The sequence below is a fragment of the Pseudarthrobacter sp. RHLT1-30-1 genome (assembly GCF_059383415.1).
Genome location: NZ_JBWZCG010000001.1, coordinates 150,428 through 167,463, shown reverse-complemented (window position 1 = coordinate 167,463; position 17,036 = coordinate 150,428). Strand labels below are relative to the sequence as shown.

14 protein-coding genes, 1 tRNA gene, 1 other RNA gene and 1 pseudogene are annotated in these 17,036 nt (G+C 67.1%); 8 read left to right on the top strand and 9 right to left on the bottom strand.

The genetic code is table 11. The features are described 5' to 3' along the window. Positions 1–95: 95 nt before the first annotated feature. Both AC50YM_RS00805 and AC50YM_RS00800 read left to right on the top strand, forming a co-directional pair. A complete protein-coding gene (locus tag AC50YM_RS00805; protein WP_494955114.1) occupies positions 96–281 on the top strand; it encodes a hypothetical protein in 186 nt (61 codons plus the stop codon). A 270-nt stretch (positions 282–551) separates the two neighbouring features. Continuing rightward, positions 552–3,692 carry a S8 family serine peptidase gene (locus tag AC50YM_RS00800; protein WP_494955113.1) on the top strand — a complete coding sequence of 1,047 codons (3,141 nt, stop codon included), beginning with the start codon at positions 552–554 and terminating at the stop codon, positions 3,690–3,692. A gap of 109 nt (positions 3,693–3,801) precedes the next feature. On the opposite strand, the gene AC50YM_RS00795 is transcribed toward AC50YM_RS00800, so the two are convergent. From AC50YM_RS00795 to AC50YM_RS00780, 4 genes are read right to left on the bottom strand one after another with little or no spacing between them, the layout of a single operon-like run. Beyond that, positions 3,802–4,182, bottom strand: coding sequence for a serine protease inhibitor (locus tag AC50YM_RS00795; protein ID WP_494955112.1), 381 nt, complete (start codon positions 4,180–4,182; stop codon positions 3,802–3,804). Beyond that, positions 4,179–5,159 carry a 3-methyladenine DNA glycosylase gene (locus AC50YM_RS00790; protein ID WP_494955111.1) on the bottom strand — a complete coding sequence of 327 codons (981 nt, stop codon included), beginning with the start codon at positions 5,157–5,159 and terminating at the stop codon, positions 4,179–4,181. The genes AC50YM_RS00795 and AC50YM_RS00790 overlap by 4 nt, the downstream gene beginning before the upstream one ends. Next, on the bottom strand, positions 5,128–5,679 hold the full coding sequence (locus AC50YM_RS00785; RefSeq protein ID WP_494955110.1) for an SSI family serine proteinase inhibitor: 552 nt from the start codon (positions 5,677–5,679) through the stop codon (positions 5,128–5,130). The genes AC50YM_RS00790 and AC50YM_RS00785 overlap by 32 nt, the downstream gene beginning before the upstream one ends. A gap of 27 nt (positions 5,680–5,706) precedes the next feature. Further along, positions 5,707–6,171 carry a MarR family winged helix-turn-helix transcriptional regulator gene (locus AC50YM_RS00780; protein WP_494955412.1) on the bottom strand — a complete coding sequence of 155 codons (465 nt, stop codon included), beginning with the start codon at positions 6,169–6,171 and terminating at the stop codon, positions 5,707–5,709. A gap of 89 nt (positions 6,172–6,260) precedes the next feature. On the opposite strand from AC50YM_RS00780, the gene AC50YM_RS00775 reads away from it, so the two are divergent. Both AC50YM_RS00775 and AC50YM_RS00770 read left to right on the top strand, forming a co-directional pair. Beyond that, complete coding sequence (locus AC50YM_RS00775) at positions 6,261–6,494, top strand: hypothetical protein (protein ID WP_494955109.1); 234 nt, start codon at positions 6,261–6,263, stop codon at positions 6,492–6,494. Positions 6,495–6,640: 146 nt separating this feature from the next. Further along, positions 6,641–6,853 carry a hypothetical protein gene (locus tag AC50YM_RS00770; protein WP_494955108.1) on the top strand — a complete coding sequence of 71 codons (213 nt, stop codon included), beginning with the start codon at positions 6,641–6,643 and terminating at the stop codon, positions 6,851–6,853. Between the two features lie 89 nt (positions 6,854–6,942). Here AC50YM_RS00770 and AC50YM_RS00765 read toward each other — a convergent pair whose 3' ends face one another. Then, positions 6,943–8,301: an aspartate kinase gene (locus tag AC50YM_RS00765; RefSeq protein ID WP_494955107.1), complete on the bottom strand. Its 1,359-nt coding sequence runs from the start codon at positions 8,299–8,301 to the stop codon at positions 6,943–6,945. Positions 8,302–8,508: 207 nt separating this feature from the next. On the opposite strand from AC50YM_RS00765, the gene AC50YM_RS00760 reads away from it, so the two are divergent. Further along, positions 8,509–9,477, top strand: coding sequence for an ABC transporter ATP-binding protein (locus AC50YM_RS00760; RefSeq protein ID WP_494955106.1), 969 nt, complete (start codon positions 8,509–8,511; stop codon positions 9,475–9,477). Beyond that, positions 9,474–10,628 (top strand): ABC transporter permease, encoded by a 1,155-nt coding sequence (locus AC50YM_RS00755; protein ID WP_494955105.1) that lies wholly within the window; start codon positions 9,474–9,476, stop codon positions 10,626–10,628. The genes AC50YM_RS00760 and AC50YM_RS00755 overlap by 4 nt, the downstream gene beginning before the upstream one ends. A 47-nt stretch (positions 10,629–10,675) precedes the next feature. On the opposite strand, the gene recR is transcribed toward AC50YM_RS00755, so the two are convergent. The 3 genes from recR to ffs all read right to left on the bottom strand — a co-directional run bounded on the left by recR (position 10,676) and on the right by ffs (position 14,584). Further along, on the bottom strand, positions 10,676–11,275 hold the full coding sequence (gene recR / locus AC50YM_RS00750; protein WP_494955104.1) for a recombination mediator RecR: 600 nt from the start codon (positions 11,273–11,275) through the stop codon (positions 10,676–10,678). Positions 11,276–11,328: 53 nt separating this feature from the next. Then, a complete protein-coding gene (locus tag AC50YM_RS00745) occupies positions 11,329–14,460 on the bottom strand; it encodes a DNA polymerase III subunit gamma and tau (RefSeq protein WP_494955103.1) in 3,132 nt (1,043 codons plus the stop codon). 27 nt (positions 14,461–14,487) lie between these two features. Next, positions 14,488–14,584, bottom strand: an RNA gene (gene ffs / locus AC50YM_RS00740) — signal recognition particle sRNA small type. Positions 14,585–14,820: 236 nt separating this feature from the next. Here ffs and AC50YM_RS00735 point away from each other — a divergent pair. After that, a tRNA-Ser gene (locus AC50YM_RS00735) sits at positions 14,821–14,905 on the top strand. Positions 14,906–14,953: 48 nt separating this feature from the next. Here the strand turns inward: AC50YM_RS00735 and AC50YM_RS00730 are convergent. Continuing rightward, positions 14,954–15,913, bottom strand: a complete 960-nt coding sequence (locus tag AC50YM_RS00730; RefSeq protein ID WP_494955102.1) for an oxygenase MpaB family protein — start codon at positions 15,911–15,913, stop codon at positions 14,954–14,956. A 573-nt stretch (positions 15,914–16,486) separates the two neighbouring features. Between AC50YM_RS00730 and AC50YM_RS00725 the strand changes: the two are divergent. Beyond that, positions 16,487–16,840: pseudogene (locus AC50YM_RS00725) on the top strand (M23 family metallopeptidase); the annotation flags it as partial. Positions 16,841–17,036 lie beyond the last annotated feature (196 nt).

Below are 17,036 nucleotides of genomic sequence, written 5' to 3'. Positions count from 1 at the left end.
CCGGCCGGGACGCTCCCCGGCGGACGGCCTTGTCACGCGGTGTGACCTGCGACGACGCTATGGTCACCCCGGTGCCCCGTCAGTAGCATGTGCGTATGGCTGAGAAATCGAAATCCGTGCTTTTACCCGTTGTCGCTGCCGCCGTGTTCGCCGGCCTCGGGCGGATGGTCCTGCAGAAAATCAAGGCGGACCGGAAGGCCAGGGACAGCAATGTGGCCGGACCCGTCGATGAGAAGACGCGCGCATGGATCAGCGAAGTTGTCCGAACGCCCCGCCAGTAGGGCCCCTGGAAGCGCCCAAAGCCCCAGGAATCGGCAGCTCGTCAGGGCCGTCAGCGCCGCTCCGGTGCGGGCGGTCCTTGATGGGCTGTCGAATTGATTGACTAATTTAGATTTCCCCTATGTGTTCTATGTCATAACTGGCTCTCAGTCTGTACTGTATGAATCGGCTGGTATCCGTCCGGACCGCTAGAGTCTCAGCTCTTGCTCTCCCGCCAGCCGATGAGCCGGCAGCAACGCCGGGACCGTTCCTTATGAAAGGTTCAACCACACGTGAAATCACCAGGAAAGAGCTTCCTTCGAAGCGGGGGACTCCGGAGGGCCGTGGCGCTGACTCTGGGCTTGCCGGTTCTCTTGTCCACAGTCGCGATCGCGCCAGCCATCGCGGCACCTGCCGCGGGCACCACGCCCGCGGCAGTGGCACAGAAGAATCAGGCCCCGGAAAGCTACGCGGACGGCCGCTACATCGTTGTCCTGGCCGAGAAGCCGGCGGCCACGTACGACGGCGGCACACCCGGCTTGGCGGCAACTAAACCGCAGTCGGGCAAAAAACTCGACTCCAAGAGAGCCGAAGTGCAGCGGTACCAGGCGCACCTGGAAAAGAAGCAGGCCGAGGTAGCAGGCCAGCAGAACGTGCAGATCAACCGGCAGTTCACTGCGGCGCTTAATGGCTTCAGCGCGAACCTGACGGCGGATCAGGCCAGCAAACTGGCGAAGGACCCCAGCGTGCTGGTGGTTGCACCCGACACGGAAAACGCTCCTGATTATTCCAGCACCGATTTCCTGAAGCTCAGCGGCCCCAACGGAACCTGGAACACCAAGTTCGGCGGCCAGGATGGCGCCGGCAAGGGCGTCGTCGTCGGTGTCATCGACACCGGCTACACCCCGTCCAGCGCGTTCTTCGCCGGCGACGAGGTCAAACCCCTCGTCGGCCCGGCTGTCGTCGGGGTGCCGTACAAGGACGCAGACGGCAAGATCGCCATGCTCAAGTCCGACGGCGACATCTTCACCGGCGAGTGCCAGACGGGACAGGACTTCGACGGCTCCGCCTGCAACTCCAAGGTTCTGAGTGCCCACTACTTCGCCGATGACTTCCTGCGCACCGTTCCCCCGGCCAGCCGTGCTCCGGAGGAGCTGCTGTCCCCGGTCGATGTCGCCAGCCACGGTACCCACACCGGAAGCACCGCTGCCGGCAACGCCAACGTCGAGACTTTCGTCGACGGCCGCAGCTTCGGCCTGACGAGCGGCGTCGCGCCGGCTGCCAAACTTTCCGTCTACAAGGTCTGCTGGGAAGACAAAGATCCGAACACGGGCGGCTGCTACAGCTCCGCGTCGGTTGCCGCCGTCGAGCAGGCCATCGAGGACGGGGTCGACGTACTGAACTACTCGATCTCCGGTTCCGCGACGTCCGTTATCGACCCGGTCTCGATTGCTTTCCTGAACGCAGCGTCCGTCGGCATCTTCGTCGCCGCCTCGGCCGGAAACTCCGGTCCGACGGCCAGCACCGTCAACCATGGCGGACCCTGGGTTACTACGGTCGCGGCCAGCAGCTTCTCCCAGGAGCTTCAGGGCACGGTTGAATTCGCTGACGGCACCAAATTCCGTGGCGCCAGCATCATGAGCAAAGAGGTAAAGGACGCCGGCGTTGTGCTGGCGGCCAACGCGGCCGCCGCCGCCCCGCCGACGCCAGCCGTGCAGTGCGGTCCCGGCACCCTTGACCCGGCCAAGGTGGCGGGCAAGGTTGTCGTCTGTGACCGCGGCGTTGTTGACCGCGTCGCCAAGAGCGCTGAGGTCGCGCGTGGCGGCGGTGTTGGCATGATCCTGGTGAACTTGAGCAATTCCTCGCTGGACACCGACCAGCACGCGGTCCCCACGGTCCACGTGAACCCGCCGGCCACCGGGGCGATCAAAGCCAAGGTGACGGCTACGCCGGATATCAAGGTTTCCCTGGTCAACAAGGACACCACCGGACTGCCGCTTGAGGCCCAGCCGCAGATCGCCGGCTTCTCCTCCCGCGGGCCGCTGCTGGCCACCGATTCGGACCTGCTGAAGCCTGACGTCGCCGCTCCGGGCGTTGCCGTCCTGGCCGGTGTCTCGCCGATTGGCGCCGACGGCGCGGAGTTCGGCTTTATGTCCGGCACCTCCATGGCGGCACCCCACGTTGCGGGCTTCGGCGCGCTGCTCCTGGGCAAGAATCCGAACTGGTCCCCGGCAACAATCAAGTCCAGCATGATGACGACGGCAAGCAATGTCGTGAACGCCGATGGCTCCAAGAACACGGACGTCCACGCCACCGGCGCGGGCCAGGTGGACCCGGCACGGATGGTCGATCCGGGCCTCGTCTACGACGCGAACGAGGAGGACTACTGGAAATTCATCCAGGGCACCGGGATCAACCTCAACCTGCCGTCCAGCACGCTGCCGCGGGACATGAACGTCGCGTCCTTCTCGCTGGGCAACCTCGCCGGCAAGATCGAGGTCACCCGCACGGTTACCGCTCTGACCCCGGGCATCTACAAGGTCAAGGCCAATGTGCCCGGCATCAAGGTCAGCGTTTCTCCTGCGGCCCTGAACTTCAAGGCCGCCGGTGAAAAGAAGACCTTCAAGGTCAGCTTCGAGAACAAGAGCGCGGCGCTGGGCGAGTTCGCCATGGGCTCACTGAGCTGGGAGGGTGCAGGCAAGACCGTCACCTCGCCGATCTCAGTCCGGCCGCAGTCCGCTGTGGCCGCCAAGGATGTGCTCCTGAGCACGGACTCCGGCACCGGCTCGGGCGACATCAGCGTTGTTTCCGGCACCGACAAGCCGATCAGCATGACCCTGGACGGCCTGTCGAAGGCGGATTCCACTGCCGTGGAGCTGATCCCGGGAGCCTTCACAGGCCGCGCCAATGCCTCTACCTTCGTCAAGACCGTGCAGGTCCCGGCCGGCGCTCCGCTGGCCAAGTTCTCGGTCTTCTCCGCTGACCCGGACTCGGACTTCGACATGTGGGTGTCCACCCCCAGGGGCGTCGAACAGGTCGCCACAGCGTCGGCCAGCGAGACGCTGTCGATCCCGAACCCGGCCGCCGGCTCGTACACGATCTACGCGAACCTGTACTCCAGCCCGGACGGCAAGGCCCGTAAGGCAAGCGTCGACGCCGCGGTCCTGGGTGCCAACGAGAACAACGCGACGGTCACGCCGAACCCGCTGGTGCTGCCCAACGGTGAAACGGGAAAGATCACGCTGAACTGGACCGGTCTTAAGCCCGGCTCCTACATCGGCCGGATCATCTTTGCCGGCGCCAGCGAGCCGACCTTCGTCACTGTGCTGGTGAACGCCGCCGGCGCGGCTTCGGTGGCGCCGACGTCGGACGGTCCAGCACAGCAGTCCAAGGTCCAGAACCAGGAGCTTGAGCGCCCCAACAACGCCATCTAGGCGAAACTGCAACCCTGACAGCAAAGGCAATGGCCGGCGGTTCCACCGCCGGCCATTGCGTTTTAAATTGCCGGGCCAAGTTCTCGTTCAGGCTGCAGCCGGCGGCAGCTCAGATTGCCCCGGTGGACCCCGCGACCCCGCCCAGTAGCGGCGCCATGGCACGCCAGCGCGCGATCTCGCAGCCATCGGTGCGGCTGAACGTGCTGTGGACTTCCCGGCCCCGGAACCAGCCCGTCACCTCGGCGACCTGGGGACCGCCGTATTGCTGGGTGCACATCTTCGGCGGACCTGGCTTGGGGAAGAAGATGTCCTCCCCGTGCTCCGTCACTGCCGCGAGGGCTGCTGCGGAATCCGGCAGAGTGCACCCTTCGGCCAGGGTTCCGCCCGTGGCCTCCAGCTGGAACACGTATTCCGGGGCGCCCGGGGCGTCGGTCAGGCGGACGGTGAGCTCGATCTCGTGGCGGCTGTGACTTTCGTGCGTGGCGGTCATTGTTGTCCTTCCGTGCGTTCCGCGGCGGGCCCGGAAGCCGCCAACTCGAGCAGGGGCGTAAGCTCCCGCAGCAGCCTTTGCCGCAGTTCCTGCGATTCGGCGGCAAAGGAGCGCTGGTATTCAACGTACTCGGCCTTGCCCTCGGGCGTTTCAATCAGGATGGCGGGATAGCCCCACTCTGTCAGATCATAGGGGGATGCCTGCATGTCCATGGCCCTGATCCGCCAGGAGAGCTCGAAGCAGTCCATGACCAGTTCACTGGGCAGTAGCGGGGCCAGCTTGTAGGCCCACTTGTACAGGTCCATATTGGCGTGCAGGCAGCCGGGCTGCTCGATCGTCCGCTGGTTCTCCCGGCTTGGCCGCAGCCTGTTCAGCGGCACCGCGTCGGGAGTGTAGAAGCGGAAGGCGTCGAAGTGCGAGCAGCGGATCCGGTTCTCCTCGACCACCTCGTCGGTCCGTCCGGAACCGAGCCGGAGCTGCAGATACTCGTGCCGGAGTTCGAATTTGTCCTGCCGGTAGACCATTGCCCATTCATGCAGCCCGAAGCAGCCGAACTGGGCGGGCCGCGCCGCTGTTCCGGCCAGGATGATGCCGGCGAACTGCACGGCGTCCCGCCGGTCCCGGAGGAACGCTTCGACGTCGACCGCAACGGCGGGGGGGCCCGCCGGGAGCCCCGCAGCGGCGAGGTCACCGCCGTCGGGCGTGCGGTAGTACTTCCAGCCGGCGCGCTCCGCCACCGCGGGACCGGAGAGTACGACGCCGGCACCCGGGTGCCAGCGCGCCAGCTGGCCGGGCTTCTGGGTGTAGTAGGTGAAGAGGAAGTCCTCGACGGGGTGCTTCTTGCCGGCCGACCGCCGGGCCAGGTAGGGCTCGGCGTAGCGCCGGACGCGCGCCTGGTGGGCGGCCTGGCGCGGCAGCCAGGATTCCTGCGTGAGGTGCTGCAGCTTAGACAGCCCCGCCGGTCGAGCCAAGGACATCCTTGGCGGCGTTCCAGGCGGAGATCTCGCAGCCGTCACGCAGGCTGAAGGTCGCCTCGACCGGCTGGCCGTCCACGACGCCGGTCACCGTCGCCTCTTGCGGTCCGCCGTACTGCTGCGTGCAGGCCCGGTCCGTTGGCCGGGGCTCCGGGCTCAGGAGCGCCGCGTCGTTCTTGACGGCGGTGCAGGCTGCGGCGGCGTCGGGATGCTGGCTCTCGGCGGCCGGGACGCCGGCCACGCAGACCAGGGTGAAGTTCGACGGCGTGCCGGACTCGGACGGTTTGACCATAATTGCCAGTTCGGCATTTCCCTGGCCGGGACCGGACGTAACCGGGGCCGCAGACGGCGAGGGGGCGGGAGTTTTCGTCTCGGCGTCCGGCGGGAGGGTGGCCGACGGGCTGGCCGCGCTCGTCGGGGCGGACGCCGTGGGCGACGGCGATGGCGCGGCTCCCGGCGAGCAGGCTGCCAGTCCGGCAATCGCCATCAGAACGATCGCTGCATGACTGAATTGCTTGCGCATGAGACGTCCTCCCGTGTTTCGCCCAGTCTACCGCCGCGTCGCGTTCCCGGCAGCGGTCTTTGTGGCTGCAATCAGGCCCATCATGGCGGCGTGCAGTTCACCAACCTGTTCGCGGGTCAGGCCCAGCAGGTCCATCATGGTTCCGGGCACAGCGGTGGCCTGCTGCCGCAGCGCCGCGCCGAGCGGTGTCAGATCCACGGCAAGGGTCCGTTCGTCGCCCGGCACCCGCTGGCGCGTGATGAGCCCGGCCGTCTCCAAGCGGCGCAGCAGGGGCGAGATGGTTGCCGGCTCCTGGGCGAGGGCCTCGCTGATGTCCCGAACGGAGCGGGGGCTGGATTCCCAGAGACACAGCATCACCAGATACTGGGGGTGCGTCAGCCCAAGATTCTCCAGCACCGGTTTGTACGCGCCGACGACGCTGCGGGAGGCCACGGTCAGGGCAAAGCAAAGTTGGTGTTCGAGCAGGAGATCGTCCTGGGTTCCCTCGGCCATTTCCGCCACTGGACCCTCCTTTGGATAGTTAGTACACTAATGATTAGCGTACACTGGTTGAATCGTCAGGTTCAAAGGAGTGGATAGTGATGGCCAGGGACAAAGCGGAAAGCGCCTCGCAGAGGTTCATGCGCGCAATGGGCAAGATCCGGATGATTCTCGGACCGGCCAACCGCAGCGCCCTTGGACACGAAATGACGGAACAGAACCGCCAACTCCTGGTCCAGCGGGAAGCCGAAACCCAGCAATGGGAGACCCTCCACCGTCCCGACGGCAGCACCTATGTTGTGCCGCGCAACCCCGAGGACAAATCGCTGCGCTAGAGCCCCTGCTCAGCGGGGTGCGCCCATGCCAATTCCCGGCGTCGGGCGTAAAATAAGGACACTGGCACCAGCACTCAGCCGCGGCCGATCCCCGCGGCCCGGACGCTGGAGAGGGGGTGGGAATTATGGCACTTGCACTCAGAAAGATGGCACTCAGGCAGCACCTGCACCCGTCGTCCTGGGCGCGCTTCCTGTTCGGCCCTGCCTCGCGCGGAGATTACGCGGCGCCGGTCGTGCACCGGCGTGACGACTTCGAGCAGGCCTCGGAGGTGGAACTTGCCGGTTTCGAAGTGGAGACCGACGCGCAGGGACACCACTACGCAGTCCGAAAGGAAGACCTCCCGAAAGAGGAAGTCTGAGCAAGCCCCCGCGAGGGCATAATAAAAGGGAGCGGCACAGGCCGCTCCCTCCGTCAGTTAATTCGTGGTGCAGTCCGCGCCGGGGCGGCTCAGCGGCCGGTGCCGCCGTAGACCGTGGCCTCGTCCTCGGTGTCCAGGTCGAAGGCCTTGTGGATGGCGCGGACGGCGTCGTCGAGCAGGTCCGCGTGCGTTACGACGGAAATCCGGATCTCGGACGTGGAGATCATGTTGATGTTGATCCCGGCCTCGGAGAGGGCGGCGAAGAACCGCGCAGAGACGCCCGGGTGGGAACGCATCCCGGCGCCAATCAGCGAGAGTTTGCCGATCTTCTCGTTGTATTCGATGGTTTCGAAGCCGATCCGGTCCTGCGCGGCGTGCAGGGCGGCGAGGGCATCGGCGCCCTCGACGATCGGCAGCGTAAAGGAAATGTCGGTCTTGCCGGTGCCGTGGGTGGACACGTTCTGGACGATCATGTCGATGTTCGAGTGCGAGTCCGCGATGACCTGGAAGATCGCCGCCGCCTTGCCGGGGATATCCGGAACTCCGACCACCGTGACCTTGGCCTCGGAACGGTCGTGGGCAACACCGGAGATGATTGGCTGCTCCAAGGCAACTCCCTCGTGGGTTGTGATCTTGTCGTCGGCGCTGGGGAGGACCCAGGTGCCTTCGTTCTGGCTGAATGAGGAACGGACGTGAAGCGGAACACCGAACCGGCGGGCGTACTCGACGCAGCGCAGGTGCAGGATTTTGGCGCCGGACGCCGCCAGCTCGAGCATTTCCTCGCTGGAGATCCGGTCGATCTTCCGGGCGGACGCGACCACGCGCGGATCGGCGGTGTAGATCCCGTCGACGTCGGTGAAGATTTCGCACACGTCGGCGTCGAGGGCTGCGGCGAGGGCGACCGCCGTCGTGTCCGAGCCGCCTCGGCCCAGGGTGGTGATCTCGTTCGTGGTGCGGCTCATGCCCTGGAAGCCCGCGACGATCGCGATGTGTCCCTTGTCCAGGGCGGTGCGGATGCGGTGCGGGTCGACGTCGATAATCCGGGCCTTGCCGTGGATCCCGTCGGTGATCATGCCCGCCTGGGATCCGGTGAAGGACTGGGCCGAGGCGCCGAACTTGTTGATGGCCATGGCGAGCAGGGCCATCGAGATGCGCTCCCCGGCGGAAAGGAGCATGTCCATTTCACGGGCCGGGGCGGAATCGGTGACCTGGGACGCGAGGTCGAGAAGTTCATCGGTGGTGTCGCCCATGGCGGAGACGACGACGACGACTTCGTCGCCGGCGTTCTGGGCATCCACGATCCGCCGGGCTACCCGCTTGATGCCCTCGGCGTCGGCCACGGAGGAGCCGCCGAATTTCTTCACCACAAGGTGCTTGGTGGCAGCGGCAGAGACGGGCAGCACCTGGGGCTGCGGTCCGGGGTGGACTTCGGTAGTGGGCAAACTCATGCGCGCACCCTCACTGGATCATCGGGGTTCTGGGCCAAGCAACCAAACGGCGCGACGGCGTAACTTCTCAGCCCAGTTTATCGCCGGCTGCCTCCGAGCGATGAATTGTGACCGAATCTCCGCCAACTACTTGATTCCACACGGAATTCTGCCCCGTAGGATCGGAGATGGCATAGCGGTATCGATCGGGGGATAGGTGCGCGGTACATGGCAGCGATCAGCGAGATTTCCGGCGGGCAAGACCGGGCACGGGATTTGACCGGCGGAATCGCCGCGACGGCTGTGAGCCGTAGCTTCGGCACCGTCCACGCGGTGGTGAATATGGATTTTCATGCCCCGGCCGGGAAGGTGACCGCGCTGATCGGGCCCAATGGCGCCGGGAAAACCACCCTCCTGCTGATGTTGGCCTCGCTGCTGGCACCGGACTCCGGTGCCGTTACGGTGGGCGGGTTGGATCCCGCCCGCAGCCGCGCAGAAGCGCGGCTGCGGGTCGGCTGGATGCCGGATACCTTGGGCGTCTGGGAGTCGCTGACCGCACGCGAGATCCTCACCCAGATGGCACGGTTCTACGGGATACCCAAGGCGGACATCGCGCCGCGGGTGGCGGACCTGCTGGGCCAGGTCCGGCTGACGGAACTGGCCGACCAGCCCGCGCGGGTGCTTTCCCGGGGCCAGCAGCAGCGGCTCAGCCTGGCGCGCGCCCTCATCCACGATCCCTCGGTACTGCTCCTGGATGAGCCCGCCTCCGGCCTCGACCCGGGCTCACGCGTTGAACTGCGGGTCATGTTGCGGCAGCTCGCCGCCGCCGGCAAGGCGGTGGTGGTGTCCTCCCACGTCCTGAGCGAGCTCGATGAGATCGCCGACGGTGCTGTGTTCGTCAACCAGGGCCGCACCGTGCGGCAACAGACCGTGGAGGAAGCGGCGGCCGGCGGCCGGCGCTATGCCATTCGCGCCGCCGACGGCCGGGCCCTGGAAGCAAAACTCACCCAGCTGGGGATGGCATTCCGCCCGGAAACCGGCCGGCAGCCCGCAGTCAGCCTGTTCCTGAGGAATGATGTCGATGCAGCCCGGCTGCTTCGGGAGTTGGTGCTGGCCGACATCGAAGTGACCTCGTTCGCCCCGGCGTCCGGGGCCCTGGAAGAGACCTACCTGAACCTGGAGGGGGAGCGACGATGAGCCAGTCCACGGAAAGCCCTCCGGCCGGCGGCGGGTTGCCGCCCCGCCCGGCCGGGCACGCCGGAGCCCTGCGGTATACGGCGGCGGTCCGCGACGTCGTCGTCCTGGAGCTCAAGCAGAGGCTGAGGTCACGCGGCTGGTACATCATGCTGGCCATCTGGTTTGCACTCACAGCTGTGGTCACGTGGCTGACCTGGGCGAGCTGGAACGCCAACCAGCAATTCCAGCGTGACTTTGGGGGCGTGTCGCCCGCGCTGCCGAATGGTCCGGGATCCATGATCTTCGAAGTTGTGCTGGCGTTCGTGTTGCTCTTCGCGCTGCTTGTGGCTCCGGCGCTCTCCGCCAACGCGGTTAACGGCGACCGTGCCGGGGGCACCCTGGCCATTTTGCAGGTCACACTGCTGACACCCGGCCAGATCCTGTGGGGCAAATTCTTCGCTGCGTGGTTTGCCGCCCTCGCTTTTCTTCTCACCAGCATCCCATTCCTGGTCTTCGGCGTGGTCCTTGGCGGCATGACCGCTGGCCACGTGCTGGTGGCGCTGCTGATGCTGACGCTCGAAGTGGGCGTGGTGTGCGCCGTGGGAGTGGGTATATCGGCGCTGGCTGGGCGGCCGCTGTTCTCCATCGTCATCACGTATCTGGCAGTTGCGGGATTGGTTGTTGGCACCTTGATTGCGTTTGGACTCGGGTTGGGTCTGACCCAGGGCACGGTGCGGGCCAATGAGGCGGTGTCACCAGGCTTCCAGCAAGCGACGCCGGAGGAAGCCGCGCCGGCCTACACCTGCACCGGACCGCTCCGGGATCAGCCGGCCGCCCACACCGAGCGGATCGCCTGGCTGCTTGCCATGAATCCCTATGTGGTGGTGGCTGATGCCATTCCCTACCCGGATCGCAGCGCGGAGCCTTTCTACTACTCCGGCGGCACCATCGAGTCCATCAGCCAGGGCGCGCGCTATGCCCTGGCCGGTCCTGAGCAGACCTACCCGTGCGCTAACGGCGAGCCAAAGGCTCCGTACCTGCAGCAAACGTCACCACTGTGGCCGCTGGGACTGGGGATGCAGGTTCTGCTGGCGGCGCTCCTGATGTGGCTCGGCTGGCGGTCACTCCGCACTCCGGTTCGCCGGCTGGGTCGCGGCACACGCATCGCCTGAGGGCTGAACCCGCTGCTCCCATCACGGGGTCTTAAGCCGCGGGCGGCTTAAGTGAGGGCGTTGCGCCGGCCCTCGAAGGCGCGGCCGAGGGTGACCTCGTCGGCGTATTCGAGGTCTCCGCCCACCGGCAGCCCTGACGCCAGCCGGGTGACGGCGATGCCAATCGACTTGAGCATCCGCGCGAGGTACGTAGCCGTGGCCTCGCCCTCGAGGTTGGGGTCCGTGGCGATGATGATTTCCTGGATGGCGCCGTCGTTGAGCCGGGTGAGGAGTTCGCGGATCCTGAGCTGCTCGGGGCCGATGCCGGCAATGGGATTAATCGCCCCGCCGAGCACGTGATAGCGGCCCCGGAACGAGCGGGTGCGTTCGACGGCGAGCACGTCTTTGGATTCCTCGACGACACAGATAATCGAGGGGTCCCGGCGGGGGTCCCGGCAGATGTTGCAGAGTTCCTGCTCGGTGACGTTGCCGCACACCGTGCAGAATTTGACCCGTTCCTTGACCGTGGTGATGGCATCCACAAGGCGCTTCATGTCCTGCGGGTCAGCCTCGAGGATATGGAAGGCCAGCCGCTGGGCGGACTTGGGCCCGACTCCGGGAAGGCGTCCGAGCTCGTCAATCAGCTCTTGAACTGCACCTTCGTACACAATGTCCTCGTTCGGTTGGGGTGGTGTCGGCGGAGCGCCGCGGGGTGGGACGGCTAGGAGCGGGGAGCCAGCGGGCTTCCGTCAAGCGACCGCTCCTCGACCAGCTTTCCGCCGAGGATACGCTCGACGGCGGCCCGGCCGAACACGCCGGACTCCTCGATGGTTTCGTCGTCCGCGCTTGGGATGTCCTGCACATAAACGGTGGTGGCAGCCGCTGCCCGGGCCGGAGCCTTGGCCCGACCGGCTTCAGCTTCCGGGCTGTTGGACAGCCGCTGGTAGAGGCTCTGCCGGCCCGTCGCGGTCGGCGCGGCCGGGGACACGGGCTCCGCCGGGGGTGCAGCTGCTGGCGCGGCCGACGGCGCAGCTGCCGATGGTGCAGCTGCCGACGGTGCTGCCAGCGGTGCAGCGGTTGCTGAGACCGGAAGCGATGCGGCGCCGACCGACACCAAATCCGCGGAACCTGCCCAGCTGTTCGAGGAGGACGCGACAGGCTCGTAGGAGGCCGACGCCGACACGGCCGCGGCGTACTGCGGGATCTGGGCCGCCGCAGGTTCGTAGTGCGGCGGATCGGGCTCCGGGGTGGGCTCCGGGGTCTCGGACCTATCCGCCGGGTAGCCCCCGATGTTCGAGTCCGTGCCGATCGCCCAGATTCCTGGGGACTGCTCGACGGCACGGGCCCAGGGGTCGTTGGCGGTGTCGGGCGCCTCAGGGGTGGGGGCCTTGGCCGGCGCCGTTGTGGATCCTGCGCCGGAACGCGCGGGCGCGACGGCTTTCTTGCGGGCGGGCGCGGCGGCGGCCGGCTGGGGTGCCCTCGCCGGGCCGGGGGCGGAGGGGTCCCAGTCCATGGGCGGTTCCTCATCCAGCGGCGGCGCGTCCTCGTCGCGGGGCGGTCCCCAGTCGCCGTCGGAGTAGGCGTAGGATCCGGCAGGCTCCGCGAAGGTGCTTTCCTGGTCGCTGACGGCCGGGCCTGCCGGTGCCGGGGCGGGTACCTCGTGGGGGGCTGGAGCGGGAGCTGCCGGCGCCGGGGGAGCAGGGGCCGGTGCCTGGGCACGAGTGGCTGGCGTGACGGGAACCATTGCGGGGGCCGCCGCGGGCTGAACCGGTCCGGGTTGAACTGTTTGGGGCAGAGCGGGTTCGGTTCGGTCCGGGGCGGCGGCCGGGCTAAGGCCCCAGTCAGCGTCGGTGGACGTCGCCGGGACGTCCGGACTAGCGGGTGCTTTTGGGTTTGGCTCAGAGCTCGCTGCGCTGTTGCTTCCGCTGGCCACCGCATTGATCTGGCATTCGATGCCGATGGTCTTGTGGATCGCCTGGCGCAGGTTCTCGGAGTGATCCGCCCGGCCGAAAGCGCCAGCCAGCCCGGTGGTGGTGAAGGCGAGTGTCAGGACATGGTCTTCGAAGTGGCCCACCTGGGCGTTCGGTTCGACGAGGGCCCACGTGCTCCGCTTGATTTTGCTCAGCGTCTGCAGGATCTCCGGCCAGGCCCTGCGGAGGACCTCGACGTCGGGCCCGGAACCGGTGATCGGCGCCGCGGCGGGTGTGGCATCAGGGGCGGCGGGCAGGCCGGAAGCAGGGGCGGGGGCCGGCGGGATCTGGGCCGGGGCGGACGGACCCTGGCCGGATGGAGCCTGGTTGGATGGGGCCGGGGAGGCAGGCGCCGGGCTGGATGGGGCCGGGGTGGCAGGCGCAGCGGTGGCCGGCGCCGGCCGTGCCGGCACTGATGCCCGCGGCTCGGAGGCCATTTCCGCAGTAGCTCGGTTGGCCGCGGCAGATTCATCGACCGGCCAGTCACCGGTGCTGACGCGAGGCGGTGTGAGGGTGTCCCGGCCCGCCACGGTGCCGCGCGCAGGTTCCACGGCAGGCGCGGGTGGTGTCGCCGCCGCCGCCGCAGCGACCGGAGGCGCAGCGGCCGGAGTAGCGGCGGCAGGTGCGGGGGTCGCCGGCGCGGGAGCGGCCATGGCGGGAACGGCTGGGGTCTGAACAGCGGGCGCCGCGGAAGGAGCGGCGACGTCGTTCCCGGCGTAATTCAGCCGGCGTTCCACCCTGTCAATCCGGGCCGCGATGCCACGCTCGGTCTGCTCGGCGGAGGGCAGCAGGATGCGGGCGCACAGCAGTTCGAGGTGCAGGCGCGGCGAGGTGGCGCCGGTCATCTCGGTCAGGGCGGTGTTGGTGATATCGGCCGCCCTGGACAGCTCGGCCGCGCCCAGGTTATGGGCCTGGTTCTGTAGGCGCGCGATCTGGTCCGCGGGCAGGCCGCGGAGGATTGACTGGGCACTTTCCGGCAGGGCCTGGACGATGATGAGGTCCCGGAAGCGTTCGAGCAGGTCCTCGACGAAGCGGCGGGGGTCATGCCCGGTCTGGATGACCCGGTCCACTGCGCGGAAGACAGTGGCGGCGTCGGACGCTGCCACCGCCTCCACCACGTCGTCGAGCAGCGAGGCATGGGTGTAGCCCAGCAGCGCGACGGCGAGTTCGTAGTTCAGGCCCGACGGTCCGGCGCCCGCCATGAGCTGGTCCAGAACGGACAGGGAGTCACGGACAGAACCGCCGCCGGCGCGGATGACAAGCGAGAGCACACCGGGGGCGACGGGGACGCTTTCCTGCGTGCAGAGCAGCTCAAGGTACGCCATCAGCGGTTCCGGCGGCACGAGCCGGAACGGGTAGTGGTGCGTGCGGGAGCGGATGGTGCCGATGACCTTGTCCGGCTCCGTGGTGGCGAAGATGAACTTGATGTGTTCCGGCGGCTCTTCGACGATTTTGAGCAGCGCGTTGAAGCCGGCGGAGGTGACCATGTGGGCTTCGTCGATGATGAAGATCTTGTAGCGGTCGCGGACGGGGGCGTAGGTGGCCCGTTCCCGCAGGTCCCGGGCGTCGTCAACGCCGCCGTGGCTGGCGGCGTCAATCTCGATCACATCGAGGGATCCGGAGCCGCCGCGGGCGAGTTCAACGCAGCTGGGGCACGTGCCGCAGGGGGTGTCGGTGGGGCCCTCGGCGCAGTTCAGGCAGCGGGCCAGGATCCGGGCAGACGTGGTTTTTCCGCAGCCGCGGGGGCCCGAGAACAAGTAGGCGTGGTTGACGCGGTTCTTGCGCAGCGCCGTCATAAGCGGCTCGGTGACGTGTTCCTGCCCGATAACGTCCGCGAACGAATCTGGGCGGTATCTACGGTAAAGAGCGGTTGTAACAGTCACAGCTAAACCCTACCAATCGGCACAGACATAAAAGACCCCTCATGCACCCGCCAGAGCCCATTTACCCTTGCTACCTTCCGGTCCTGGGGGAGTTCAACAGGATGACGCCACATGAGGGGCCGTCAGCAACTTTACCCGACGATTGGGTGTGCCCCGAATCGGGCACCCGGGGCCCTGCAAATCCCGGAGGGACATGCCCATTCCTGGTGCCCGGGAGTGGGCACAACAGGACTATGCCCAGTTCCCGCGGCCGGGGCGGGGCATGTCCCGTGGCGAGGGGTCCCGGCGGGCCCGGGGGTCAATTGGGCGATGCCGGGAAGTTCAGGTAGTCTAGTATCTGCTTTTGATTCAGAAGCTACTGGAGAATTCGCCTAGCGGCCTATGGCGCACGCCTGGAACGCGTGTTGGGTTAACGCCCTCGGGGGTTCAAATCCCCCATTCTCCGCGTTTGGCCCCGGTCCCATGGACCGGGGCCTTTTTGCGCCTTGGACCCTCAGCCCTCAGCGCCCCCTGCGGTGGTACGTGGGGTTACGTTCAATTCTCCTGTCCGGTGGCCCAGCCTGCGGAGCCGGTCCCGGGCGGCCTTTTCGCTGGGCCCCATCCGGCCCAGGGCAAGGTGGACGACGCCGAGGGTCACCTTGGTGGCCAGTCGGACCGGCAGCGGGATGGGGCCGAAGTGTGCCGTCCGGAGGCCCAGCAGCTCACGGTATTTGGGTTCCAGGGTCGCCACGGCCGCAGCGAACAGCACCCGGTACCCGGGTCTGAGCCCGGGGTGGAGCGGCGGATTGCGGATGAATGCCACCGTCTCGGCAACCCTTTGGTCGGAGCGGAGCTCGCCGGCGTCGTACCACTGGTCCAGCTGCCGGCGCATCGCCTGCTCGGTCAGCGGCGGGGATTCCACCCCCATCAGCTCCCCGGCCCGAGCCCACTCGCGCACATAGGCATCTGGGCCGCCGGGTATCGGCCTGCCCCAGATCTTGTGCGCCGAAAGGAACGCGTCGGTGAAGGAGATATGCACCCAGCGGAGCAGCTCCGGGTCGTTTGCTGCATAGTTGCGGACGGCGCCGTGCCCGTCCACATACTCCCCACGCACCGTTCCATGCAGCCGGAGCACCCAGCCGGAGGCCGCGCGGGCCGCGGCGGTTGAACCGTAGGAGACCGTGAAAATCCACCGGATCGTTCCGGCCAGGCGGCCCAGCGGATCCTCTCGGAAGCGGGAGTGGTCGTGGACGCCGGCCAGCGCGCCGGGATGGAGCGCCTGCATCAGCAGGGCGCGGATGCCCGCCACGATCGTCGGCATGCCACCATGGACGGCCCAGACGGCGGAACCCGGCAAGTGGTAGCCAACATCGTCGCCTTCTGCCAGATGTGGCACCCACTCCGGCACGGCGTCCCGGGTCCCCGTGAACGTGTGCTTGAGCTCGCCCTGCCACTCCCTGAGGATGTTGCGCATACGCCATTCTCGCGCACCTGTGCTCCGCCCCGATACTTGGCCCAATACCTAGTACTACTCGCCAGCCACTTGAGTTTGAAAGAGGGTAGGTTTTACCGTTCCCACGGGCCTTCCGGCTGTGGTGCCATAAGAACGTGAGTCCGCAATCTTGGGGACTGGCGGACCGGATGCGGGAGTCACATCGTGGGAAAACACTGGGGAAACTCATCGAGTGAAAAAGCCATCAGAGCAAGGATCATTGCAGCGCGCTGTCTGTCCGGGGGATTTTGCCTCTCGTTGGCGGTTCTGACTTTCGGCGCCCAGGGATTGTCTGGCGGTGTCGCCCCTGTTTTGCCTTCCCCGTTGTTGGCTTCCGGCGTCGTGGGCCCGGGCATTTTGAATCCGGGCACTGCCGACGCTCTCGCCGCCGACGCCGCCGGCGCTGGGGCCCCGTCGACGGCAGCTCTGACCGCTGACGCACTTGCCCTGGTCGCCTACAGCCGCTCAACGGTTGAGACAACGTCAAAGGACGGCGTCCCCGGGGAGCTTAACGTGGCCTCCGCCGGACTGAAGCGGCCCGCAGAAGGCTTCCTGATGGCGCCCCTCGAATCACTTCACGAAACTTCTCCGTTCGGGTTGCGGACCAGCCCGATCACGGGGTCATCGGGAGAATTCCACTGGGGCCAGGACTACGCTGCAGCCTGCGGAACGAGGGTCTATTCGGCCGACGCTGGAGTCGTGCGGGCTGTCGGCTGGCACCCGTGGGGTGGCGGAAACCGTGTGGAGATCGACCATGGCAACGGGCTCATTACCACCTACAACCACCTTGAGGCGATCGCCGTTAAGAAAGGCGACTCGGTGCGGGTGGGCGAGGTCATTGCCCGGGTGGGAACGACCGGATCCTCCACCGGCTGCCACCTGCATTTTGAGACCATCCTGAACGGCTCCCATAAAAACCCGCATGACTGGGTCCTGCTTCCCATCGTGCAGACGGATCAGCTCGGCACCTTCGAGATGACCAGTTACGCGCCCGACGCCGGCCTGCCGTCCAACACCTCCCTTGGCTGGGCTATCCCGGGCTCCCGTGACGGGCGGCACGAAGTCACCGGGGGCGCCCAGGAAACGCGCGTCGCCGCGGTGCTGG

Bases quoted from the DNA above. Each gene is read 5' to 3' on its own strand.
- AC50YM_RS00755 (WP_494955105.1), top strand. From the start codon at position 9,474: ATGAGCCAGTCCACGGAAAGCCCTCCGGCCGGCGGCGGGTTGCCGCCC.
- AC50YM_RS00790 (WP_494955111.1), bottom strand. From the start codon at position 5,159: ATGTCCTTGGCTCGACCGGCGGGGCTGTCTAAGCTGCAGCACCTCACG.
- AC50YM_RS00765 (WP_494955107.1), bottom strand. From the start codon at position 8,301: ATGAGTTTGCCCACTACCGAAGTCCACCCCGGACCGCAGCCCCAGGTG.
- AC50YM_RS00795 (WP_494955112.1), bottom strand. From the start codon at position 4,182: ATGACCGCCACGCACGAAAGTCACAGCCGCCACGAGATCGAGCTCACC.
- AC50YM_RS00730 (WP_494955102.1), bottom strand. From the start codon at position 15,913: ATGCGCAACATCCTCAGGGAGTGGCAGGGCGAGCTCAAGCACACGTTC.
- AC50YM_RS00780 (WP_494955412.1), bottom strand. From the start codon at position 6,171: ATGGCCGAGGGAACCCAGGACGATCTCCTGCTCGAACACCAACTTTGC.
- AC50YM_RS00785 (WP_494955110.1), bottom strand. From the start codon at position 5,679: ATGCGCAAGCAATTCAGTCATGCAGCGATCGTTCTGATGGCGATTGCC.
- AC50YM_RS00805 (WP_494955114.1), top strand. From the start codon at position 96: ATGGCTGAGAAATCGAAATCCGTGCTTTTACCCGTTGTCGCTGCCGCC.
- AC50YM_RS00770 (WP_494955108.1), top strand. From the start codon at position 6,641: ATGGCACTCAGGCAGCACCTGCACCCGTCGTCCTGGGCGCGCTTCCTG.
- AC50YM_RS00775 (WP_494955109.1), top strand. From the start codon at position 6,261: ATGGCCAGGGACAAAGCGGAAAGCGCCTCGCAGAGGTTCATGCGCGCA.
- AC50YM_RS00760 (WP_494955106.1), top strand. From the start codon at position 8,509: ATGGCAGCGATCAGCGAGATTTCCGGCGGGCAAGACCGGGCACGGGAT.